The sequence below is a fragment of the Vibrio sp. PID23_8 genome (assembly GCF_003584965.1).
Taxonomy (GTDB): Bacteria; Pseudomonadota; Gammaproteobacteria; order Enterobacterales; family Vibrionaceae; genus Vibrio.
The window spans coordinates 475,619-493,207 of record NZ_LIXE01000001.1 but is presented as its reverse complement, the minus strand read 5'-3'; the positions used below and the strand labels follow the sequence as shown (position 1 = coordinate 493,207).

The window sequence follows — 17,589 nt, the reverse complement described above, 5'->3', positions numbered from 1 at the left end:
GGACGTGGCGTCCTCATTCATATCTTTATGTAGCGCAACTCACAAGTTATTGGATTTCAACTTGCTCTTCATTGGCTTCAGCTTGAGCGATTTCACCAATCACCCATGCCTTTTCGCCTTCTTCTTTTAGAAGTGCAACGGCTGCGTCTGCTTGGTCTTTAGGTAGTGCAACGACTAGACCAACACCACAGTTGAACGTACGGTACATTTCGTGCGTTTCAACGTTGCCTTTCTCTTGTAGCCATTTGAAGATGATTGGCCATTCCCAGCTGTTACCGTCGATCACGGCTTTTGTGCCTTCAGGCAGTACGCGTGGGATGTTTTCCCAGAAACCACCACCAGTGATGTGAGAGATCGCGTGGATGTCGTGTTTCTCAATCATCTTAAGTGCTGATTTGATGTAAATCTTAGTTGGTTCTAGTAAGTATTCACCAATAGTACGGCCTTCTAGCTCTTCGTTCTTGTCTGCGCCAGACACTTCTAGAATCTTACGGATCAGAGAGTAACCGTTTGAGTGTGGACCGCTTGAGCCAACGGCGATAAGAGCATCGCCAGCAGCTACTTTCGTGCCGTCAATCACGTCTTCTTTTTCTACTACTCCAACACAGAAGCCAGCAACGTCGTAGTCTTCGCCTTCGTACATGCCCGGCATTTCAGCGGTTTCACCACCGATAAGTGCACACCCTGCTTGAACACAGCCATCAGCGATACCAGACACCACGTCTGCCGCTGTGTCTACGTCTAGCTTGCCTGTTGCGTAGTAATCTAGGAAGAACAGTGGCTCAGCACCTTGCACGATTAGGTCGTTGACACACATAGCCACAAGATCGATACCGATAGTGTCGTGCTTGTTCATATCCAGTGCTAGGCGAAGTTTTGTGCCTACACCGTCGGTACCAGAAACCAGTACAGGCTGTTTGTATTTAGTTGGTAATTCGCACAATGCGCCAAAACCGCCGATACCACCCATTACTTCAGGGCGACGAGTACGTTTTACCGCACCCTTAATACGATCTACAAGTGCGTTGCCCGCATCAATATCTACACCAGCGTCTTTATAGCTAAGAGAAGAGTTATTACCACTCACAGTGAAGTCCTCGGGTTGAAGTTGGATATGAAAACGGCGCTATTCTAACAGTGCTTAAATACAGATAGCAAACGTTTGCGTTAGTTTTTTTCTTCAGCGATCTATCCTTATAACACTGCAAAAATAGTGTATAATCTGAAGGTTTATTTAAATATTGCCATAAAAGCCGGAGATGGAAATGAAAGTTGTTGAAGTAAAACACCCTCTAGTAAAACACAAAATTGGTCTAATGCGAGAAGGTGACATCAGCACGAAGCGTTTTCGTGAGTTAGCGACAGAAGTCGGTAGCCTTCTTACTTACGAAGCGACAGCAGACTTTGAAACAGAAAAAGTAACCATTGAAGGTTGGAACGGTCCTGTAGAAGTTGATCAAATCAAGGGCAAGAAAGTAACCGTAGTGCCAATCCTGCGTGCAGGTCTAGGTATGATGGATGGCGTTCTTGAGCACATGCCAAGCGCACGTATCAGTGTTGTAGGTATCTACCGTGATGAAGAAACGCTAGAGCCAGTGCCATACTTTAACAAACTTGCTTCTAACATCGATGAGCGTATTGCTCTCGTTGTTGATCCAATGCTTGCAACGGGCGGTTCTATGATCGCAACTATCGATCTTCTAAAAGAGAAAGGGTGTCAGGCAATCAAAGTACTTGTTCTTGTAGCAGCTCCTGAAGGCATTGAAGCACTAGAAAAAGCACACCCTGACGTTGAGCTGTACACGGCGGCAATCGATGAGAAGCTAAACGACAAAGGTTACATTGTTCCTGGACTTGGTGACGCAGGTGACAAGATCTTCGGTACTAAGTAATTATTACTGAATAGAAAAAACAAAGGCTTGGTTTTCACCAAGCCTTTTTTGTATTTGTTCGTTTCGAATGGAGAGAGCACCGTTTTATGACCAATCACAGTAAGTAATCAGAGTTATCGAGTGTTATAACAAGCTAGAATGATCAGCTATTTACTGCGATTGGTATAATTACAGCGCAGACGAATTACTTCGCGTTCTCTTCTTCCATTTGAGCATTATCGACCACGTGGTTTTCACCTAGGTCGTGTGGCAATACTAGGTTAAGAATAATTGCCACGATACCACATAGACTGATGCCTTGTAGGCTGAAGTCACCGATACCAAATGCCATGCCACCGATACCGAACACAAGTGTCACTGCAACAATCACAAGGTTGCGGGACTTGTGCAGATCAACGTTGTTTTTGATCAGCGTGTTTAGACCCACGGTTGCAATAGAGCCGAACAGCAGAATCATGATGCCGCCCATTACAGGCACAGGGATCGTTTGCAGCATTGCGCCTAACTTCCCTACAAAAGCAAGCACGATTGCCGTGATCGCTGCCCACGTCATGATCGCAGGGTTGAATGCTTTGGTTAGCATTACTGCACCCGTTACTTCACTGTAAGTTGTGTTTGGTGGCGCACCAACCATAGAAGCGGCAATAGTCGCAACCCCGTCACCTGCAATTGTGCGATGCAGGCCTGGTTTCTTCAGGTAGTTTTTACCCGTTACGTTTGAGATAGCCAACATGTCGCCAACGTGCTCAACCGCTGGTGCGATAGCCACTGGGATCATGAACAAGATAGCGTTGATGTTGAACTCTGGTGCTGTGAAATTAGGCATTGCTAGCCATGCAGCTTGAGCGACAGGAGTAAAATCCACTACGCCGTACATGAGTGATACAGCGTAACCCGCTAAGATGCCGCCCACAATAGGAACCAGCTTAAGGAAGCCTTTTGCAAATACACTCAGCGTGATGGTTGTTAGGAGTGAGATGGCTGAAATCATAATGGCAGCATCACCATTCACAAGTTGAATCGCACCGTCACCAGATTTACCTACAGCCATGTTGACTGCCGTAGGCGCTAAGCCTAGGCCGATAACCATGATCACAGGGCCTACAACGACAGGTGGTAGGATTTTGTGAATAAAGCCTACACCGCGCACTTTAATCATTGCGCCAAGGCCAACGTAAACCAGACCTGCAGTCATTAAGCCGCCCATCGTCGCACCAATACCCCAAGTTTGGATACCGAACATGATTGGAGCAATAAAAGCAAAAGAAGATGCTAGAAAAATTGGAACTGAACGTTTTGTAATCAGTTGGAAAAGAAGAGTACCGACACCAGCGCCAAAAAGAGCAACGTTTGGATCAAGGCCAGTAAGAAGTGGCACTAGTACGAGAGCACCAAAAGCGACAAAGAGCATTTGAGCGCCTTGTAACGCATTATTCATAATAATTCCCTATTCAAAGATACGCAGACAAATCCGGCGAATATTAGCATTCTGCAAACGTTTGCAGTATTGCCTAGATCAAACTTTTGTATGGAGTGATAAGAAAGATGAATGTTTTGTTGCCTCAATGGGCGTCAACTTGGTCGGATCCGGATAATTCACTCCGTACTTTTCTTGCTCAGAAATTGATAGTTGCTTATCATGCGGGTTCTTGTTTAGAGGATTATGAAAACTATGCGCTATTTAGCTCTCTTACTGATAGGTTGGTTGTCCCTGCCTGCTTACGCTCTTACTCAGGTAGATGTCTACCGCGCAGAAGTCGTGATAGACAGTAATCAGAAAGATGGTGAGTCTTTAGCTCGTCAACAAGGTATGCAAGATGTAATAGTACGCGCGACAGGCACTGACGCTTCTCTTAGCAATCCAGTCATTCAGAAGGCGCTTGGTTCCAGCTCTCGCTATATTTCTCAACTTGGTTACGGTCAGGTTGACGGTCAAAACGGTCTGAAAATGCTATTTAATAGCGGGCAGATCCGTTCATTATTGACCCAAGCACAGCTGCCATTTTGGTCACCAAACCGTGCTAACATTTTGGTGTGGTTGGTCGAAGAGCAAGGCTACGATCGTGCAATTACTTGGGAGCACTCTGATTCTCAGAGTGTTGTGGCACTACGTAATGCTGCCCAAGTGCGTGGTTTACCCCTTACTATCCCAGTGGGTGACTTTGACGACGTTACGGGGGTGAATGTCTCTGATATTTGGGGTGGGTTTATTGATCCTATCCGTCAAGCGAGCGTTCGTTATCCTGCTGATGCCGTGCTAATTGTACGAGTACAAGGGGACAAGATTCGTTGGACACTTTACGATCAATCACCAGTGCAACTGTCTGAATCGCAACCCACTCCACGTAGCGGTTCTACGTCGGGCAGCGGTGCTATCGCAGCAATGGTTGGTGACATCGCAGATTACTACGCGAAGAAGAGTGCGGTGGTCGTGTCGAGCAAATCTTCAGAATCGATTGACGTGAAAGTACTTAATATTGCTTCAGCGGTGGATTTTTTCGGTTTAGAGAAAGCGTTAACTAAGCTAAATTCTGTGGCAGGCACAGAAATCAAACGTGTACAAGGTAATGAGGTGACATTGACGATCCATCTGCTTGCGTCACAACAAGCGTTTGAGCAAGAAGCATCTTCGATTTCGCAACTGATGGTATTTGAAGATCCGTTAGGTGGTTTATATGAACAGGCTGTTCCTGTTCAGCTTCCTGTCGAGTCTGTGGAGCCAATACAATTGCCAATTGAAACGTCGGCAGATAAGGTAGCGAGTGTGGTTGAACAAGGTGCGGCTGCTGAAGACGTACAACTTTCAGTACCTGCTCAACCTATCAATATTGAGTCAGTGCCAGAACAATACGATCTGATTTACCAATGGAAAGCACTTGTTCGTTCTAAAGTCACACCAGAACCAGAGTCAGAACTTGCCCCAACACTTGAGACAGATACTGTGTCAAACCTCGGTTGAGGTCTACCCTGAATAAAAAAGAGTCGCAGCGAGCGACTCTTTTTTTGTGTGGAATTTGGCTCAGGTTATAGCAATCACAGTAAATATCCTCAGCTCGGGATAATCTAAGCCACTCAGCACAGCGCTTTTAGCGCCTAACGTCGTTAAAATGACCGCAATAGGACTAGCTATTGACTTGCTATTTTGCCTCGTTATCGAGCATCTACCAAACTAGAATGAACCAATATTTATTACGATTGGCACTATTTATTAAATTTGGCCTTTTCGTCTTTTTCTACTTGAGACAGGCGTTTGAGCCTCAAACCTAACTCTTTTCCGCGTGCACGAGCAAACAGTATATTACCAACGAAGCCAAGCGACGTGAGCACGAGTTCAACCACGGCCAGCCAACGCTCACCATCATCGACGTAAAGAATGGTCAATGCATGGAGGAAGTAGAGCATTAATACAAAATTTGCCCAAGCATGGGTGTAAGGTTTACCCGCTAAAATCCCCGGAAGAGGCAGCAATAAAGGAATACACCAAGCGACGGCTAAGGTTGTGCTGCTTAAGTGCGGATGAGGAGAGAGCGCAAGTTGCCAAATGGCGACCCAAGCTAACAGCGCTAGGTTACTAACTAGAGCCATGTAGCGATAGGCTTGAGTTTGTTTACTAAGAGGTGGTTGGTCGATAGAGTCAGTCATCGATTTACTTATCCTTGATCTTACTGGCGGCCAGTCAGCTTTTGTGCTGTGGTCGCCAGTCGTTTTCCTAATTGTTGTGCAAGGCGAATCTCTTCTGCCGTCAGGCTGGGGTCTTGTCCTACGCTGCTTGCACCATAAGGTGTCCCACCGGATTGCGTTGAATGCAGATCTGGCTGTGAATAGGGAATGCCTAATACCATCATGCCGTGATGCAGCAGCGGGGTCATCATGCTTTGTTGCGTTGTTTCTTGGCCGCCGTGCATTGAGGATGATGAGGTAAACACACAAGCCGGTTTGTCGATTAGGTCACCATTTACCCACAGGGGGGTGGTTTGATCCCAAAAATGTTTTAACGGCGCCGCCATGTTGCCAAACCAAACTGGGCTACCAAGTGCAAGGCCGTCGCACTTTTTCAATTCGTCTAGAGTAACAATTGGGTCTGAAGGGGAGTGTGAGTGAGGTGACAATTCTTCAACGGTACGCAAAATAGCTTCGCAATGAGGAGTCGATTCGACTCCTCGTGCTATCTGTCTTGCCAGCTGTTTTGTTGAGCCGTGGCGGCTAAAGTACAAAATGAGGATCTGGCAATCCATTTATAGGATATCCAACACTTGCTCAGGTGGGCGGCCAATTTTTGCTTTGCCGTTAGCCACCACAACAGGACGCTCAAACAATTTTGGGTTTTGTGCCATTGCTTCGAACAGTTGCGCATCCGTTACTGACGCTTCACCAAGTGCAAGTTCTTTGTAGATGTCTTCTTTGGTACGCATCATATCGCGCACTGAAGAGAAACCGAGTTGCGCGTAAAGTACTTTTAGTTGCTCAACATTCAGCGGCGTATCAAGGTATTTAACCACTTCCGGTGTAACACCATTCTGTTCTAGTAGTTCAAGGGTTTGACGGCTCTTTGAGCAACGAGGATTGTGATAAATCACGACTGACATGGTTTTCTCCATTTCGTTATTGTAATGCCATGAATCGATCTCTTTGGATCATTAGTTGGTCGATACGAGCATCGTATCGAGCTTGTTCTAAGCTGCCCAGTTCGGCAATTTTACTTGCTTCACTATAATATTGAATTGCTTTATTCCAGTTTGCTTGCAATGCCAAAATTTCAGCACGTGCAGCTAGCTCTTCATCATTGTGTCCTAACGCTTGGTTACTTTTCGATAATAAGAACCAACCGTTAGTGTCTTCAGGGTTATCGTGGGTATAACGTTGCAGAACGCGAATAGCCTTTTCATTCTTATTGGCTTCAATGAGTGCATTCGCGTAGTTGATGGTAAGAACCGCATTTTGCGGGTTACGCTTGAGCGCTTTATTTAGCATGTCTAACGCTTTTTGTGGCTGTTTCTTCTCGATGTATAGGTCGCTCATGGCATCAAGATAGAACGGGTTGCCGGGATCGTGCTTTAGCAGTTTATTCAATATGGGTTCTGCTTGATCGAGACGTTTATTATCGAGATGAACCAGTGCGCGTCCATAGTCAAACGATGGCATGATCTCTGACGAGGCTTTTTTCTGGGTACGCTCAAACCACCCCAAAGCGGCTTGACCATCTATGTTGGCATAACGGGCAACAATGCGAGCTCGGGTTAGGTGATAATCAATCGAAGGAATGACCCGCATCGGAGGGTAAGCTTGAGCGCGCTGTCGGGTATCGGTAATCCGGTCCTCTGGCAGAGGGTGCGTCAGCAACATCGGTGGTGGTTTGCTTGCATAGCGGTATTGGTCGGCTAGGCGTCCAAAAAAGCGTGGCATGGCTTGCGCCTCAAAACCCGCTTTTGCGAGTGTTGCAATACCAAAGCGATCGGCTTCTTTTTCGTTTGAACGAGTGTAGTTAATTTGGCTCTGCATGTTGCCCGCCGTGGTGGCGGTAATGGCGGCCATGCCTGCTTGTGGTGAGGCAATGGAAAGTAACAGAGCGCCTGCCAAAGCTGCCATTGTTGCTGGAGAGCGGCGAGCCTGTTCTTCCATGCTTCGCGCTAGGTGTCTCTGTGTCACGTGTGCGATTTCGTGGGCAACCACGGAGGCGAGTTCGCTTTCAGTGCGAGCATGCAGGAATAGACCTGAGTGCAGCGCAACATAACCACCAAAGAAGGCAAATGCGTTAATATTTCTGTCACGGATCATGAAGAAATGGAATGGCGTTTTTACGTCATTCGCATTGGCGACCAAACGGTGACCGAGAGAATCAATATACGCATTGATCACTGGATCGTTAACAATAGGACTGCTGGCTCTGAGCATACGCATATAGGCATCGCCATAGAGCAACTCTTGGTCTATTGTCAAAGTGCTACCTGCAGCCGTGCCAATATCAGGAAGCTCTAGAGTATTAGCATAAGTTGTTGGGGTGCTAAGTGCAGCAGCAAGGCAGATACAAACTAGCGAGCGAGTGCGTTTTAACATACGGTGCAAAGGTTCTCCAAAATACCGAAGCACGGGGAGAAGAGAGCGCCTCTTCCTTCCATTATCATGCTTTATGATCATCCCAATGAGATGAATATGCTAGCAATAAGACCAACAATAAACGAATTGGTTTCGTAAATAGTGATACTGAAGGTTTTGAATTATGACCTGTAAAGCGTTATTTCTGTACTTAAATCGTACGAGAAACGCTAGCACCAACTCAAAAAGCCGTTACAATACCACCCTATCATAAGTGCAGAGCAATACAATGGAATCCATGTTACTTGATTTGCGCGAGCAACGCTGCCCAATGGCACTGTTACTTGCTAAACGTCACGCTGCTGATGTGTTTCAGGGAGAAACTCAGCAGTATCAACAGCTTGTTATTCAAGTCGTGGACAGCAGCTCTAAACGAGACATTGTGAAGTATTTGTCTACTCAAGGGTATATCGTAGATTGTCAATCTACATTGGAACACTTTACTCTGACTGTATTGAATAAGGAATCATCATAAGATGCTAGAGATGGTAAGTCGTTGGTATAAGCGACGCTTTTCAGACCCACACGCAGTGAGCCTCGTTGCGATCTTGCTGTTCGGCTTTATCACTATTTACTTCTTTGGCCATTTGATTGCACCATTATTGGTTGCGATCGTACTGGCGTACTTACTGGAATGGCCTGTGGCTCAAATGTTCCGTTTAGGCGTTCCTCGTACTTTCTCTGTGATTACCGTTATTCTGATTTTCATCGGCTTGATGCTGATAGCCGTGTTTGGATTAGTACCAACTATCTGGACTCAGGTGGGCAACTTAATCAACGATATTCCGAATATGTATTCAGGGTTGCAAAAATACATCGCAACCTTGCCACAGCGTTACCCTGAATTGGCGAACCTGCAGATTGTAGAAACGGTCGTTACCAATGCGAAAAACCAGGCGATAGGCTTGGGTGAAAGTGTCGTAAAAGGCTCGCTGGCATCGCTGGTGAGTTTGGCAACGCTGGCGGTTTACTTAATTCTAGTGCCTTTATTGGTATTTTTCTTACTCAAAGACAAAGAAGAAATGCTCAGTATGGCAAGCGGCATTCTGCCGAAAAACCGGAAACTAGCAAATAAAGTGTGGCACGAGATGAATGAGCAAATCTCGAATTACATTCGCGGTAAGGTGCTAGAGATTCTTATCGTTGGTGGTGTGAGTTACGTGACGTTTGCAGTGCTCGATCTGCGTTATTCAGCGTTGCTTGCCGTTGCTGTCGGTTTGTCTGTTCTTATTCCATACATTGGTGCGGCAGCGGTTACAGTACCTGTCGCGATTGTGGGTTTATTTCAATGGGGCCTATCACCACAGTTCTACTGGCTGCTGGTGGCTTACGGGATCATTCAGGCACTAGATGGTAACGTGTTGGTTCCGGTGTTGTTCTCTGAAGCGGTAAACCTTCACCCTGTGGCGATTATCGTTGCGGTATTGGTGTTTGGTGGGTTATGGGGATTTTGGGGCGTCTTTTTCGCTATCCCACTAGCAACGTTGGTGAAAGCAGTATGGAATGCACTACCTAGTTCGGAAGAGAGTAAACCGATACAAGAGTGATCTGCATAACCGCCCCAATAAAAAGCCCAGCGATTGCTGGGCTTTTTTGATGTTTGTATAAGATGATGGTTACGCGTTTTCTTTCAGGTAGCTCACAACCACGTCGTGATGGTCTTTAGTTTTGAACTTGTTGAACACGTGCTCAATTACACCTTCTTCGTTGATCAGGAAGCTGATGCGGTGAAGGCCGTCGTAGACTTTACCCATAAAATTCTTCTCGCCCCACACGCCGAATTGCTCCGCTACCGTGTGGTCTTCGTCGGAAAGTAGGGTGAAGTTAAGTTCATCACGCTCAATGAATTTACCAAGACGTTTTACTGGATCGATACTGACGCCCAATACCACAACGTTGTGGGCATCGAGTTCTGCTTTAACGTCACGAAGACCTTTTGCTTGAGTTGTACAGCCCGGCGTCATCGCTTTCGGGTAGAAGTAAAACAGGACTTTTTTACCTTTAAAATCACTGAGAGATACGGTATTGCCATCTTGGTCGAGCAAAGAGAAGGCTGGTGCTGGCGTGCCTGCTGTCAGCGTGTTCATTATTATTTCCTTTATTTATTGTGTGTTTTTAATGAAATTGAGTGAACCTTGTACATTGAGTGACTGGCAAAGTTCATCGAAATCCTCTTGTAATTGCATGAGGTTGCAATCTGCGCTGACAGAAGCAGTAATCGCAATGTGGAATTGATCCGCATCGAGCTGAACTTTTGATTTACTGATGGTTTGTGCGCTGAGGGAGTCGAGGCCAATCTGTTTATCGGCAAAAAATTGGGTGAACTTCTCGGTTAACCCCATGCGATCCTCTGACTCAATGAAGACTTCAATGGTGTAGCTATTATCGATGAACTCGTGCGTAGAGGTTCGCTTCATTATTGTGATCAAGTCATGTTCTTGCCCAAGCAGTGGCAATTGAGTTTCGACTCGAGTGACGTTACTTGCATTACCAGTGAGTAACATGATTAGGGTAAATTCATTCCCAAAGATAGCAATACGGCTATCGATAATATTACAGCCAGCTTGTGTGACGAGCTTAACCACTTGGTTACAAATGCCCGGACGATCCGTTCCAACCGCTGTAATTACCAGATGTTGCTTCATAAATCAGCTTCTTGTCCTTTTTTCGATAGACAGATGTTAGCACAGATATCGTCGAGAAATATCGAGTCAGTTCTTTTTTTAAGCTAGTGGAAATACTCGGTTGATGAAATGGGTATCTTGGTTGTAAGGCGGGGAAACAAATTCACTCGACGCTGACTTAGACAAGATAGTGAGAGAGTATATTCCGCGCCTTATTGTACTAGGGAAGTAAAGTGATAATGTGGCTTTCCTAGTGACGGCACGATTATCAGAGTTGCTGCGAATCAAACCAAATTGAGTAATTAAGTTGCTAGACCTCTAACAACTGATAATTATTCATTCATTTGTACTTTGTAAGCGAGCGTTCGCTCTTGTGTTTTTCAATCGCATTACAGTACCATGCATAAAGAGTAAAATGAGGGAGATAAACATGTTTTCAGGAAGTATCGTAGCGCTGATTACACCATTTAAGCCAGATGGTGAGGTGGACCTCGAAGGTCTACAAAAGCTGGTTGAATACCATATTGAAGCAGGTACAGACGGTATTGTGGCAGTTGGCACGACTGGTGAGTCTGCGACCCTGACCGTTGAAGAGCATGTAAAGGTCGTTAATAAAATCGTTGAATTTACCGGCGGTCGTATCCCAGTGATTGCGGGTACGGGGGCAAATGCAACCCACGAAGCAGTGACATTTAGCAAATTACTTGCAGATTCTGGTATCGCTGGTTATCTGAGTGTGACGCCTTACTACAACAAGCCAACACAAGAAGGTTTGTTCCAACACTACAAAGCAATTGCAGAAGCGAGTGATGTACCTCTCATTTTGTACAATGTACCAGGCCGTACAGCCGTTGATCTGTTGCCAGAGACAGTGGCACGCTTGTCAAAGCTTGATAATATTGTGGCGCTTAAAGATGCAACGGGTGATTTGAGCCGAGTTGCACTTCATCGTGAACTTTGTGGCGAAGATTTTATCTTACTAAGTGGCGATGATGCGAGTTGCCTAGAGTTTGTTAAACTTGGCGGCCATGGCGTTATCTCGGTGACCAATAATATCGCAGCGAAAGATATGGCTGATATGTTCCATTTGGCAAGTGAAGGTAAGTACGAAGAAGCAGAAATCATAAATCAACGTTTGATGACTCTGCACAAAAATTTATTCGTAGAATCAAGCCCTATACCTGTAAAATGGGCGGCTCAAAAACTTGGTTTGATTGAAGATGGTGGTCTGCGCCTTCCTTTGACCCCTCTTTCTGAAAAAGCGCAGCTGATCGTGGAACAGGCGCTAACAGACGCCGGTATTTATTAAGATTGAGTGACTAGGATTGAAGTTCATGCTGAGGGTAATAAGCCCTCAGTGTTTTAGGAGTATAAATGAAGCTTTCAAGCCAGTTAGTGTTAAGCTCACTAGCTGTATTCGTATTGACTGCCTGCTCAGGTGGTGCCAACCAACGTCGTCAAGCAAAGGATGATTTCGAGTATCTGAACACCCCAGCTTTGGATGAGTGGAGTGTACCAGTAGATGCGCAACCGCAGTTCTACCCAAATTATCAGATCCCTCAAGGGAATTATGTGGGTGGTGTTGGTAAATCGGTTGATATTCGTCCTCCACAGCAAGTGTTAGAGTTGATCCCAGGAGCTCGTCTTGAGCGCAGTGATAATGGTGAGGTAACACTTTGGCTGCTGCGAAAAGACGAGTTAGATAAAGTGTGGCAAACCGTGCAAGATATGGTTGCCGAAAATAAGATCCCGGTTGAAAACCAAACAGATTTTCGCATTGAGACGGGGTGGGTGACGTGGAACTCTCCGGATGAAGATGTGGAAATTGGTAGCCGATACGAAATCACGCGAGCAGATGCGGCGAATGGTCGCCATGGTTTTAAAGTCAGCTTGATTGACTGGCGTGAGGGTAACCAAGAGAAAGAAGTAACACATACTAACCGTGAGCGTTACAACGTGTTTATGACGAACTTGGTAACGGCGCGTTACGATCAGCACGTTCGTGAAGAGGCACAACGTAAAGCTCAAGAACTTGTTAAGCACATTCCAATTACCATGGGTAAAGATCGCAGCGGTCTGCCAGTGATTATTGCTCGTGCGCAATACAATGTATTATGGCAGCGTGTGCCTGATATTTTGCCGAAGCTTGGTTTTGATATTGAAGAGCGCAGCCAGTCACAAGGTACGGTTACGGCTCGATATGCTTCGCCAGATGATGAGTTCTGGAATGAAATTGGTGTTAAACCGATTGATTTAAGCCCGGGTAAATACATCTTCCTACTTGGTGATTTAGGTAACCGAACTTCAATCAACATTACGGATTCTTCTGGTAAGCCAGTAGAGGCAGAGTTCTTGAAGTCACTAACACCAGTATTGGCAGCGGTTGTGGAAGAGTGATCGAGTCGTTTTAACAGCAACAAACGGCTAGAAATATTGATATAAAAGGGACCAACCGGTCCTTTTTAATTATTCAACTTGGTGGAATTATACCTAAGTAACCTCAAAGTGCTTGGTTCAGCGAGAATGACTTGGCTTACTCAACGGCATTAACGAGATTTGTCCTTTTTCTCGTCTGTTTGGTCATCGTGACCATAGCGTTCTTTATCGAGCTTATTCAGTTTGTCTAAGTCGTTTTTTCGACTTTTGTCCATTTGACCTAACTTCATGTTCGCGGTGTATTTCAGCGCGGCAATATTACCAAAGACCACACTCAACACCACGATGATGATCACCCAAGGGTTGGTAAGCAGTTCTAACATAGTGCCTCCGACGATGTGATATTGTGAATAAATCGAGCTATGATCTTATCCAAATTATTCATGATGACTTCAATCCCTGCAATGGGGTCGATCTGATTCTGCTGGATTAACTGATTTTTCAGTAGATCTGACGTCATACCTGTTAAGCATTGCTGTGCTACTGTTTTATGGCTGATGTGCCAAGGCTCAATAGCGACGCCCCCCAAATCTTGCTGGTAGGGGAAGAAGAAGCCAAACCGCTCTAGATTTGCTGCTAACCATTGATAAAAAGTGAGCTGGTGGCCTTCCAAGAACTCCCAGGGTTCCAGTTGTAACGTGGTGTTTGGTGGCAACAAGTTACGAGCATAAACATCAAAATCACAGCCCCAATGATGTCGGCTGCCACCGGGTAGGGCAGACCAGCGAAGAATTGCCATCAGCTTTTCTTCATCACTGAGTTCCGCCTTGTTTAAAGGCTGGGAATTGGAATCTAGGATCGTTAACTCACCAGCAAACTTACCGTTCCAGATGCTTTTTTGACGGTTGAAGTCGCGAAAGCCGCTGGCAATTTCCATCTTAAAACCGGCTTTGGTTGCAGCTTCAATCATTTTGAGCAAATCATCCACTACTTCTGGGTGCAGCAAAAATGCCTTTTGGCCCACCAGTATGGATGTAAGGTGAGAATCTGTTGTTCCGGTAAGTTGCGCTGGTGTCATGGTGTTCTCGTTAATTGTGTCACTTCATTGCTTAGCTACTTTGCGAGCAAGTGCTTGAGCGTTTTCTCATACATGTCAGTCAACTTCTCTAGATCGTCAACTCTCACGCACTCGTTCACTTTGTGAATCGTGGCATTCACGGGACCAAGTTCAACGACTTGGCCGCCCATGCGCGCGATAAAACGACCGTCCGAAGTGCCGCCAGTGGTGAGCAGTGCTGGTTTGGTGTAGTTCACTTCATCGACGGCGGCAACCACCGCATCAAGTAGTGCGCCAGTGTCGGTTAGGAATGGGTCGCCATTGAATGTCCATTTTAGATCGTAGTTCAAGTCATGTTTGTTCAAGGTATCAGTCACGCGTTGAACAATCACTTCGTTGTTCAGTTCGGTGCTAAAGCGTAGGTTGAACTGAACGTTAAACTCACCTGGGATCACGTTAGATGCGCCCGTACCAGCCGAAACGTTCGGGATCTGGAAGCTTGTTGGTGGGAAGTAATCATTACCTTGATCCCACTCTGTTGTCGCGAGTTCATGAATTGCCATCAGAGATTGGTGAACAGGGTTGTTTGCTAGGTGAGGGTAGGCTACGTGGCCTTGTGTTCCATTGACAGTAAGATCGCCAGTGATAGACCCTCGGCGACCATTTTTTACCACATCACCCACGATTTCTGTACTAGAAGGTTCGCCAACGATACACATGTCGATGTTCTCACCACGTTCCATCAGAGTTTCAACCACTCGAACCGTACCGTTGATGAAAGGGCCTTCTTCATCTGATGTGATCAAAAAACCGATAGAGCCCTTGTGGTCTGGGTTTTCTGTTATAAAGCGTTCCACAGCCACAACCATGCAAGCCAATGAGCCTTTCATGTCTGCTGCGCCGCGCCCATGAAGGTAACCATCGATAATGGTTGGTTCGAATGGCGGTGTACCCCACTGTTCTAATTTGCCCGCAGGGACTACGTCAGTGTGGCCTGCGAAAGCGAACAATGGTGCTTCTGTACCACGGCGAGCCCAGAAGTTTGTGGTGTCTTCGAATACCATGACCTCGATTTCAAAACCAAGCGCTTTTAGGCGTTCGATCATTACATCCTGACAGCCTGCATCTTCAGGCGTTACGGACTGGCGGCTGATCAGGTCTTTAGCAAGTGCCAATACTGGACTGTCTGTCATCCTTGAGTATTCCTTACATTAAGAGTTAAAAATGGTCGCGTATTGGTCTGCTTTGAAACCGATATGGAGTTGGTCTGCCACTTTCAAGATAGGGCGCTTAATCATTGCTGGGTTTTCTACCAAAAGCGCAATTGCGTTTTCTTGGTTAAGTGTATTTTTTTGTTCTTGAGTCAGTTGACGGTAAGTTGTGCCACGTTTGTTTAGAACTTGTTCCCAACCTAAAGTGTTGCAGAACGCCGTCACCATTGCGGCATCGACACCTTGTTTGCGGTAGTCGTGAAAATCAAATGCTAGATCTTGTGCTTCTAGCCATTTTTTGGCTTTTTTAATCGTGTCGCAGTTTGGGATGCCGAACATGGTGATCGTCATATTATTTCCTTTCTCTGAATTCTTCATACATAGATGGCTGTTATGTGTCGCCACTTTTGCATGATTTTGGGCTGTTGCAGCATCCTACCAAGAAGCAACCAAACAGACAAAATCAAGCGGTGAATAATGCTGTCTTATATAGTGCAGAATGAATAGATTTTGTTCAAACCCTCGTCGTTAAGCAAGGTGTCGAATAAAAATGCGGCTTTAAAGGGGATGGAAAAGTCGAGTTATTGATCAAACGCAACATCTCCCTGAGCAAAAAGGAAATAATGAATCGGCACAATTTTAGGAGGTTTAAATGGAATTGAGTCCTGTTTTTGCAAGGCGGCTATATTTGGCCTTGTTGGTGGAAAACCTAGAAAGACCAAATGTACCAAAATTGATCGAAAGAACGGGGTGGCCTCGTCGTACTATTCAAGATGTACTCAAGGCATTACCGGGGATCGGCATCGAACTTATCTTCGTTCAAGATGGCCGACGTCATAATGATGGCTATTACCAGCTTTCAGATTGGGGGCCTTTTGATAGTCAATGGGTTCTTGAGCGGGAAGGTGATATCGCTAGCAGTCTTGGATTTCGTGCGTAAGCCAGCAATTGCTGGCTTTTTTACTTTTTAGATAGGTTTATTGGCAGCGGTAGGCGGTGCCTAGCACGCTAAATGAAGTGACAAAATCTTGCGGTGAGAGCATAAACACAGTATCGGCTTGAATGGATGCCGCATTGTTTTTCAAATCGTTCATCGCACCTTGCATCATGGCGTCATTGGTAAAAAATAGGTAGCTGTACCAATGACCCTCACTGCCAGTGATCTCGCCTAAATACTCGCATTGTTTAGGATTAAACTGGCTGTCGATGCGAATCTCAACGTCTTGGCTTTGCTCATAAGGCTGGTTTTTTGGGGTGCTGCAGCCAAGAAGCGTTAAAATGATACCCCCAATCATAACAGTACGAAACACATTATCTCCCTATCAAGATGTAAGTTGCGAAACCAATCCAACTCAGAACCAACAGAGCCCAAGGTAACACGGAGGGTTTGTGTTGTGGCATATTGGTAACCACTTCCTCTTGCGCTGTTACCTGTTCACGTCGACGCTGCTTCTCTTTCTGCTGCATCTTCTTTGCTCTGTCGGCTTGTCGATTGCGTTCTTTTTGTTGTTTTTTGTAAAGTGCGATGCCCTTCTCAATACCCTGTGCGATCAGTTTGGTCTGTTCTTTGGTTTGACCTGGCTTTTGCGTCGCCTTAGCCACTTTCATCGCTTCGGCTTGCGTTTCTTGGGAAGGGGCTGGCGCTGCTGTATTTCTCTTTTTCATGGCTTTTTCTACGTCACTTGTCATTTGAAGTCAGTTTACCTGCCAAATAGGATGAAATGAACTTTCGTTCTCGAAATTGGAATGTTGAAGTTCTAAGCCGATCGGTTAAAGTGACGCTTTTCCGAAAGCAAAGAAGACAATATTGTGCGTTACTCATTTGATCAATACGATGCTCATGGATTTTTGAAAGCGCCAATTCTGTTATGGCTGGGTTGGATGTTCCTAGCGCGCTCTTGGGTGGTGTTTGCCTTGGCAGGAGTGAGCAGAGATAGTGGTAGCAAAATATTAGCGATTGTTTACCCTGACTCTAATACGTTATATCTCGGGCTATTGATGGGTATTCCTAGCTTGTTATTGATGTGGTTGATGGGTTTGCGCTATCCAGACCGAGGTTGGGTGAATCAAATTACACAACATGGTCGTGCTATGACTTTGATCTTGTGCGGTATTCAATTGGCTCAGACCATGTATCATGTCTACCTCGAACACGGTGTATTTAATTGGGCGAATGCGCTCACGATTACCTTGTTAACTTGGTTTGTGATCTATCTACTAAATGGAAGATGGGTGAAAGACTGCTTCTATGTGCCACAATTTGAGCACAATGAAGGACAGCCATCAAAAAATTAAGAACAAAAATTTCCCGTACGGGGCAATAAAGAGGATATCTC

22 protein-coding genes are annotated in these 17,589 nt (G+C 45.6%); 8 read left to right on the top strand and 14 right to left on the bottom strand.

Going from position 1 to position 17,589, the window contains the following annotated elements; all coding sequences use genetic code 11:
- Positions 1-46 precede the first annotated feature (46 nt).
- Positions 47-1,087, bottom strand: a complete 1,041-nt coding sequence (purM, locus tag AK966_RS02275; RefSeq protein WP_119463456.1) for a phosphoribosylformylglycinamidine cyclo-ligase — start codon at positions 1,085-1,087, stop codon at positions 47-49.
- A gap of 178 nt (positions 1,088-1,265) precedes the next feature.
- Here purM and upp point away from each other — a divergent pair, with 178 nt between their 5' ends.
- Complete coding sequence (gene upp / locus AK966_RS02270) at positions 1,266-1,892, top strand: uracil phosphoribosyltransferase (protein WP_005445324.1); 627 nt, start codon at positions 1,266-1,268, stop codon at positions 1,890-1,892.
- Positions 1,893-2,076: 184 nt separating this feature from the next.
- On the opposite strand, the gene AK966_RS02265 is transcribed toward upp, so the two are convergent.
- Positions 2,077-3,330, bottom strand: a complete 1,254-nt coding sequence (locus tag AK966_RS02265) for a uracil-xanthine permease family protein (protein ID WP_099079737.1) — start codon at positions 3,328-3,330, stop codon at positions 2,077-2,079.
- Between the two features lie 234 nt (positions 3,331-3,564).
- Between AK966_RS02265 and AK966_RS02260 the strand changes: the two genes are divergently transcribed.
- The gene (locus AK966_RS02260; protein ID WP_119463551.1) at positions 3,565-4,851 is read left to right on the top strand and encodes a DUF2066 domain-containing protein; all 1,287 of its coding nucleotides are present in this window, start codon (positions 3,565-3,567) and stop codon (positions 4,849-4,851) included.
- Positions 4,852-5,093: 242 nt separating this feature from the next.
- Here the strand turns inward: AK966_RS02260 and AK966_RS02255 are convergent, their stop codons facing one another.
- Genes AK966_RS02255 through AK966_RS02240 form a run of 4 tightly spaced genes read right to left on the bottom strand, consistent with a single transcriptional unit; the run spans position 5,094 to position 7,946 of the window.
- Complete coding sequence (locus AK966_RS02255) at positions 5,094-5,534, bottom strand: DUF2069 domain-containing protein (protein ID WP_119463455.1); 441 nt, start codon at positions 5,532-5,534, stop codon at positions 5,094-5,096.
- Between the two features lie 20 nt (positions 5,535-5,554).
- On the bottom strand, positions 5,555-6,127 hold the full coding sequence (wrbA, locus tag AK966_RS02250; RefSeq protein ID WP_099079739.1) for an NAD(P)H:quinone oxidoreductase: 573 nt from the start codon (positions 6,125-6,127) through the stop codon (positions 5,555-5,557).
- A complete protein-coding gene (gene arsC, locus AK966_RS02245; protein ID WP_099079740.1) occupies positions 6,128-6,478 on the bottom strand; it encodes an arsenate reductase (glutaredoxin) in 351 nt (116 codons plus the stop codon).
- 16 nt (positions 6,479-6,494) lie between these two features.
- Positions 6,495-7,946 (bottom strand): M48 family metallopeptidase, encoded by a 1,452-nt coding sequence (locus tag AK966_RS02240; RefSeq protein ID WP_099079741.1) that lies wholly within the window; start codon positions 7,944-7,946, stop codon positions 6,495-6,497.
- Between the two features lie 277 nt (positions 7,947-8,223).
- On the opposite strand from AK966_RS02240, the gene AK966_RS02235 reads away from it, so the two are divergent.
- Together AK966_RS02235 and AK966_RS02230 are read left to right on the top strand one after the other, a co-directional pair.
- Entirely contained in the window at positions 8,224-8,460 is a 237-nt protein-coding gene (locus tag AK966_RS02235; RefSeq protein ID WP_172438135.1) for a sulfurtransferase TusA family protein, read from the top strand.
- A 1-nt stretch (position 8,461) separates the two neighbouring features.
- Positions 8,462-9,532, top strand: a complete 1,071-nt coding sequence (locus AK966_RS02230; protein ID WP_099079743.1) for an AI-2E family transporter — start codon at positions 8,462-8,464, stop codon at positions 9,530-9,532.
- 69 nt (positions 9,533-9,601) lie between these two features.
- On the opposite strand, the gene bcp is transcribed toward AK966_RS02230, so the two are convergent.
- Positions 9,602-10,072 carry a thioredoxin-dependent thiol peroxidase gene (gene bcp / locus AK966_RS02225; RefSeq protein WP_119463454.1) on the bottom strand — a complete coding sequence of 157 codons (471 nt, stop codon included), beginning with the start codon at positions 10,070-10,072 and terminating at the stop codon, positions 9,602-9,604.
- A gap of 15 nt (positions 10,073-10,087) precedes the next feature.
- Positions 10,088-10,630, bottom strand: a complete 543-nt coding sequence (locus AK966_RS02220) for a glycine cleavage system protein R (RefSeq protein ID WP_099079745.1) — start codon at positions 10,628-10,630, stop codon at positions 10,088-10,090.
- Positions 10,631-11,039: 409 nt separating this feature from the next.
- On the opposite strand from AK966_RS02220, the gene dapA reads away from it, so the two are divergent.
- Both dapA and bamC read left to right on the top strand, forming a co-directional pair.
- Positions 11,040-11,918 (top strand): 4-hydroxy-tetrahydrodipicolinate synthase, encoded by an 879-nt coding sequence (gene dapA, locus AK966_RS02215; RefSeq protein WP_099079746.1) that lies wholly within the window; start codon positions 11,040-11,042, stop codon positions 11,916-11,918.
- 65 nt (positions 11,919-11,983) lie between these two features.
- Entirely contained in the window at positions 11,984-13,006 is a 1,023-nt protein-coding gene (gene bamC / locus AK966_RS02210; protein ID WP_099079747.1) for an outer membrane protein assembly factor BamC, read from the top strand.
- A gap of 149 nt (positions 13,007-13,155) precedes the next feature.
- Here the strand turns inward: bamC and AK966_RS02205 are convergent, their stop codons facing one another.
- The 4 genes from AK966_RS02205 to AK966_RS02190 are packed head-to-tail and all read right to left on the bottom strand — an operon-like array spanning position 13,156 to position 15,604.
- Complete coding sequence (locus AK966_RS02205) at positions 13,156-13,368, bottom strand: DUF2897 family protein (RefSeq protein ID WP_099079748.1); 213 nt, start codon at positions 13,366-13,368, stop codon at positions 13,156-13,158.
- Entirely contained in the window at positions 13,362-14,063 is a 702-nt protein-coding gene (locus AK966_RS02200) for a M15 family metallopeptidase (RefSeq protein ID WP_119463453.1), read from the bottom strand. The genes AK966_RS02205 and AK966_RS02200 overlap by 7 nt, the downstream gene beginning before the upstream one ends.
- A 35-nt stretch (positions 14,064-14,098) precedes the next feature.
- On the bottom strand, positions 14,099-15,235 hold the full coding sequence (gene dapE / locus AK966_RS02195) for a succinyl-diaminopimelate desuccinylase (RefSeq protein WP_099079750.1): 1,137 nt from the start codon (positions 15,233-15,235) through the stop codon (positions 14,099-14,101).
- An 18-nt stretch (positions 15,236-15,253) separates the two neighbouring features.
- The gene (locus tag AK966_RS02190; RefSeq protein WP_099079751.1) at positions 15,254-15,604 is read right to left on the bottom strand and encodes an ArsC family reductase; all 351 of its coding nucleotides are present in this window, start codon (positions 15,602-15,604) and stop codon (positions 15,254-15,256) included.
- A 301-nt stretch (positions 15,605-15,905) separates the two neighbouring features.
- On the opposite strand from AK966_RS02190, the gene AK966_RS02185 reads away from it, so the two are divergent.
- Positions 15,906-16,193 (top strand): helix-turn-helix domain-containing protein, encoded by a 288-nt coding sequence (locus tag AK966_RS02185; RefSeq protein ID WP_005445349.1) that lies wholly within the window; start codon positions 15,906-15,908, stop codon positions 16,191-16,193.
- A gap of 37 nt (positions 16,194-16,230) precedes the next feature.
- On the opposite strand, the gene AK966_RS02180 is transcribed toward AK966_RS02185, so the two are convergent.
- Together AK966_RS02180 and AK966_RS02175 are read right to left on the bottom strand one after the other, a co-directional pair.
- Complete coding sequence (locus tag AK966_RS02180) at positions 16,231-16,563, bottom strand: DUF4156 domain-containing protein (RefSeq protein WP_099079752.1); 333 nt, start codon at positions 16,561-16,563, stop codon at positions 16,231-16,233.
- 1 nt (position 16,564) lies between these two features.
- Entirely contained in the window at positions 16,565-16,918 is a 354-nt protein-coding gene (locus AK966_RS02175) for a DUF2956 domain-containing protein (protein WP_099079810.1), read from the bottom strand.
- Between the two features lie 144 nt (positions 16,919-17,062).
- Here AK966_RS02175 and AK966_RS02170 point away from each other — a divergent pair, with 144 nt between their 5' ends.
- A complete protein-coding gene (locus AK966_RS02170; protein WP_099079753.1) occupies positions 17,063-17,548 on the top strand; it encodes a DUF2919 domain-containing protein in 486 nt (161 codons plus the stop codon).
- Positions 17,549-17,589 lie beyond the last annotated feature (41 nt).

Excerpts from the sequence above, each read along its gene's own strand:
- upp (WP_005445324.1), top strand. The coding sequence starts at position 1,266 with ATGAAAGTTGTTGAAGTAAAACACCCTCTAGTAAAACACAAAATTGGT.
- AK966_RS02265 (WP_099079737.1), bottom strand. The coding sequence starts at position 3,330 with ATGAATAATGCGTTACAAGGCGCTCAAATGCTCTTTGTCGCTTTTGGT.
- AK966_RS02260 (WP_119463551.1), top strand. The coding sequence starts at position 3,565 with ATGCGCTATTTAGCTCTCTTACTGATAGGTTGGTTGTCCCTGCCTGCT.
- AK966_RS02255 (WP_119463455.1), bottom strand. The coding sequence starts at position 5,534 with ATGACTGACTCTATCGACCAACCACCTCTTAGTAAACAAACTCAAGCC.
- wrbA (WP_099079739.1), bottom strand. The coding sequence starts at position 6,127 with ATGGATTGCCAGATCCTCATTTTGTACTTTAGCCGCCACGGCTCAACA.
- arsC (WP_099079740.1), bottom strand. The coding sequence starts at position 6,478 with ATGTCAGTCGTGATTTATCACAATCCTCGTTGCTCAAAGAGCCGTCAA.
- AK966_RS02240 (WP_099079741.1), bottom strand. The coding sequence starts at position 7,946 with ATGTTAAAACGCACTCGCTCGCTAGTTTGTATCTGCCTTGCTGCTGCA.
- AK966_RS02235 (WP_172438135.1), top strand. The coding sequence starts at position 8,224 with ATGTTACTTGATTTGCGCGAGCAACGCTGCCCAATGGCACTGTTACTT.
- AK966_RS02230 (WP_099079743.1), top strand. The coding sequence starts at position 8,462 with ATGCTAGAGATGGTAAGTCGTTGGTATAAGCGACGCTTTTCAGACCCA.
- bcp (WP_119463454.1), bottom strand. The coding sequence starts at position 10,072 with ATGAACACGCTGACAGCAGGCACGCCAGCACCAGCCTTCTCTTTGCTC.
- AK966_RS02220 (WP_099079745.1), bottom strand. The coding sequence starts at position 10,630 with ATGAAGCAACATCTGGTAATTACAGCGGTTGGAACGGATCGTCCGGGC.
- dapA (WP_099079746.1), top strand. The coding sequence starts at position 11,040 with ATGTTTTCAGGAAGTATCGTAGCGCTGATTACACCATTTAAGCCAGAT.
- bamC (WP_099079747.1), top strand. The coding sequence starts at position 11,984 with ATGAAGCTTTCAAGCCAGTTAGTGTTAAGCTCACTAGCTGTATTCGTA.
- AK966_RS02205 (WP_099079748.1), bottom strand. The coding sequence starts at position 13,368 with ATGTTAGAACTGCTTACCAACCCTTGGGTGATCATCATCGTGGTGTTG.
- AK966_RS02200 (WP_119463453.1), bottom strand. The coding sequence starts at position 14,063 with ATGACACCAGCGCAACTTACCGGAACAACAGATTCTCACCTTACATCC.
- dapE (WP_099079750.1), bottom strand. The coding sequence starts at position 15,235 with ATGACAGACAGTCCAGTATTGGCACTTGCTAAAGACCTGATCAGCCGC.
- AK966_RS02190 (WP_099079751.1), bottom strand. The coding sequence starts at position 15,604 with ATGACGATCACCATGTTCGGCATCCCAAACTGCGACACGATTAAAAAA.
- AK966_RS02185 (WP_005445349.1), top strand. The coding sequence starts at position 15,906 with ATGGAATTGAGTCCTGTTTTTGCAAGGCGGCTATATTTGGCCTTGTTG.
- AK966_RS02175 (WP_099079810.1), bottom strand. The coding sequence starts at position 16,918 with ATGAAAAAGAGAAATACAGCAGCGCCAGCCCCTTCCCAAGAAACGCAA.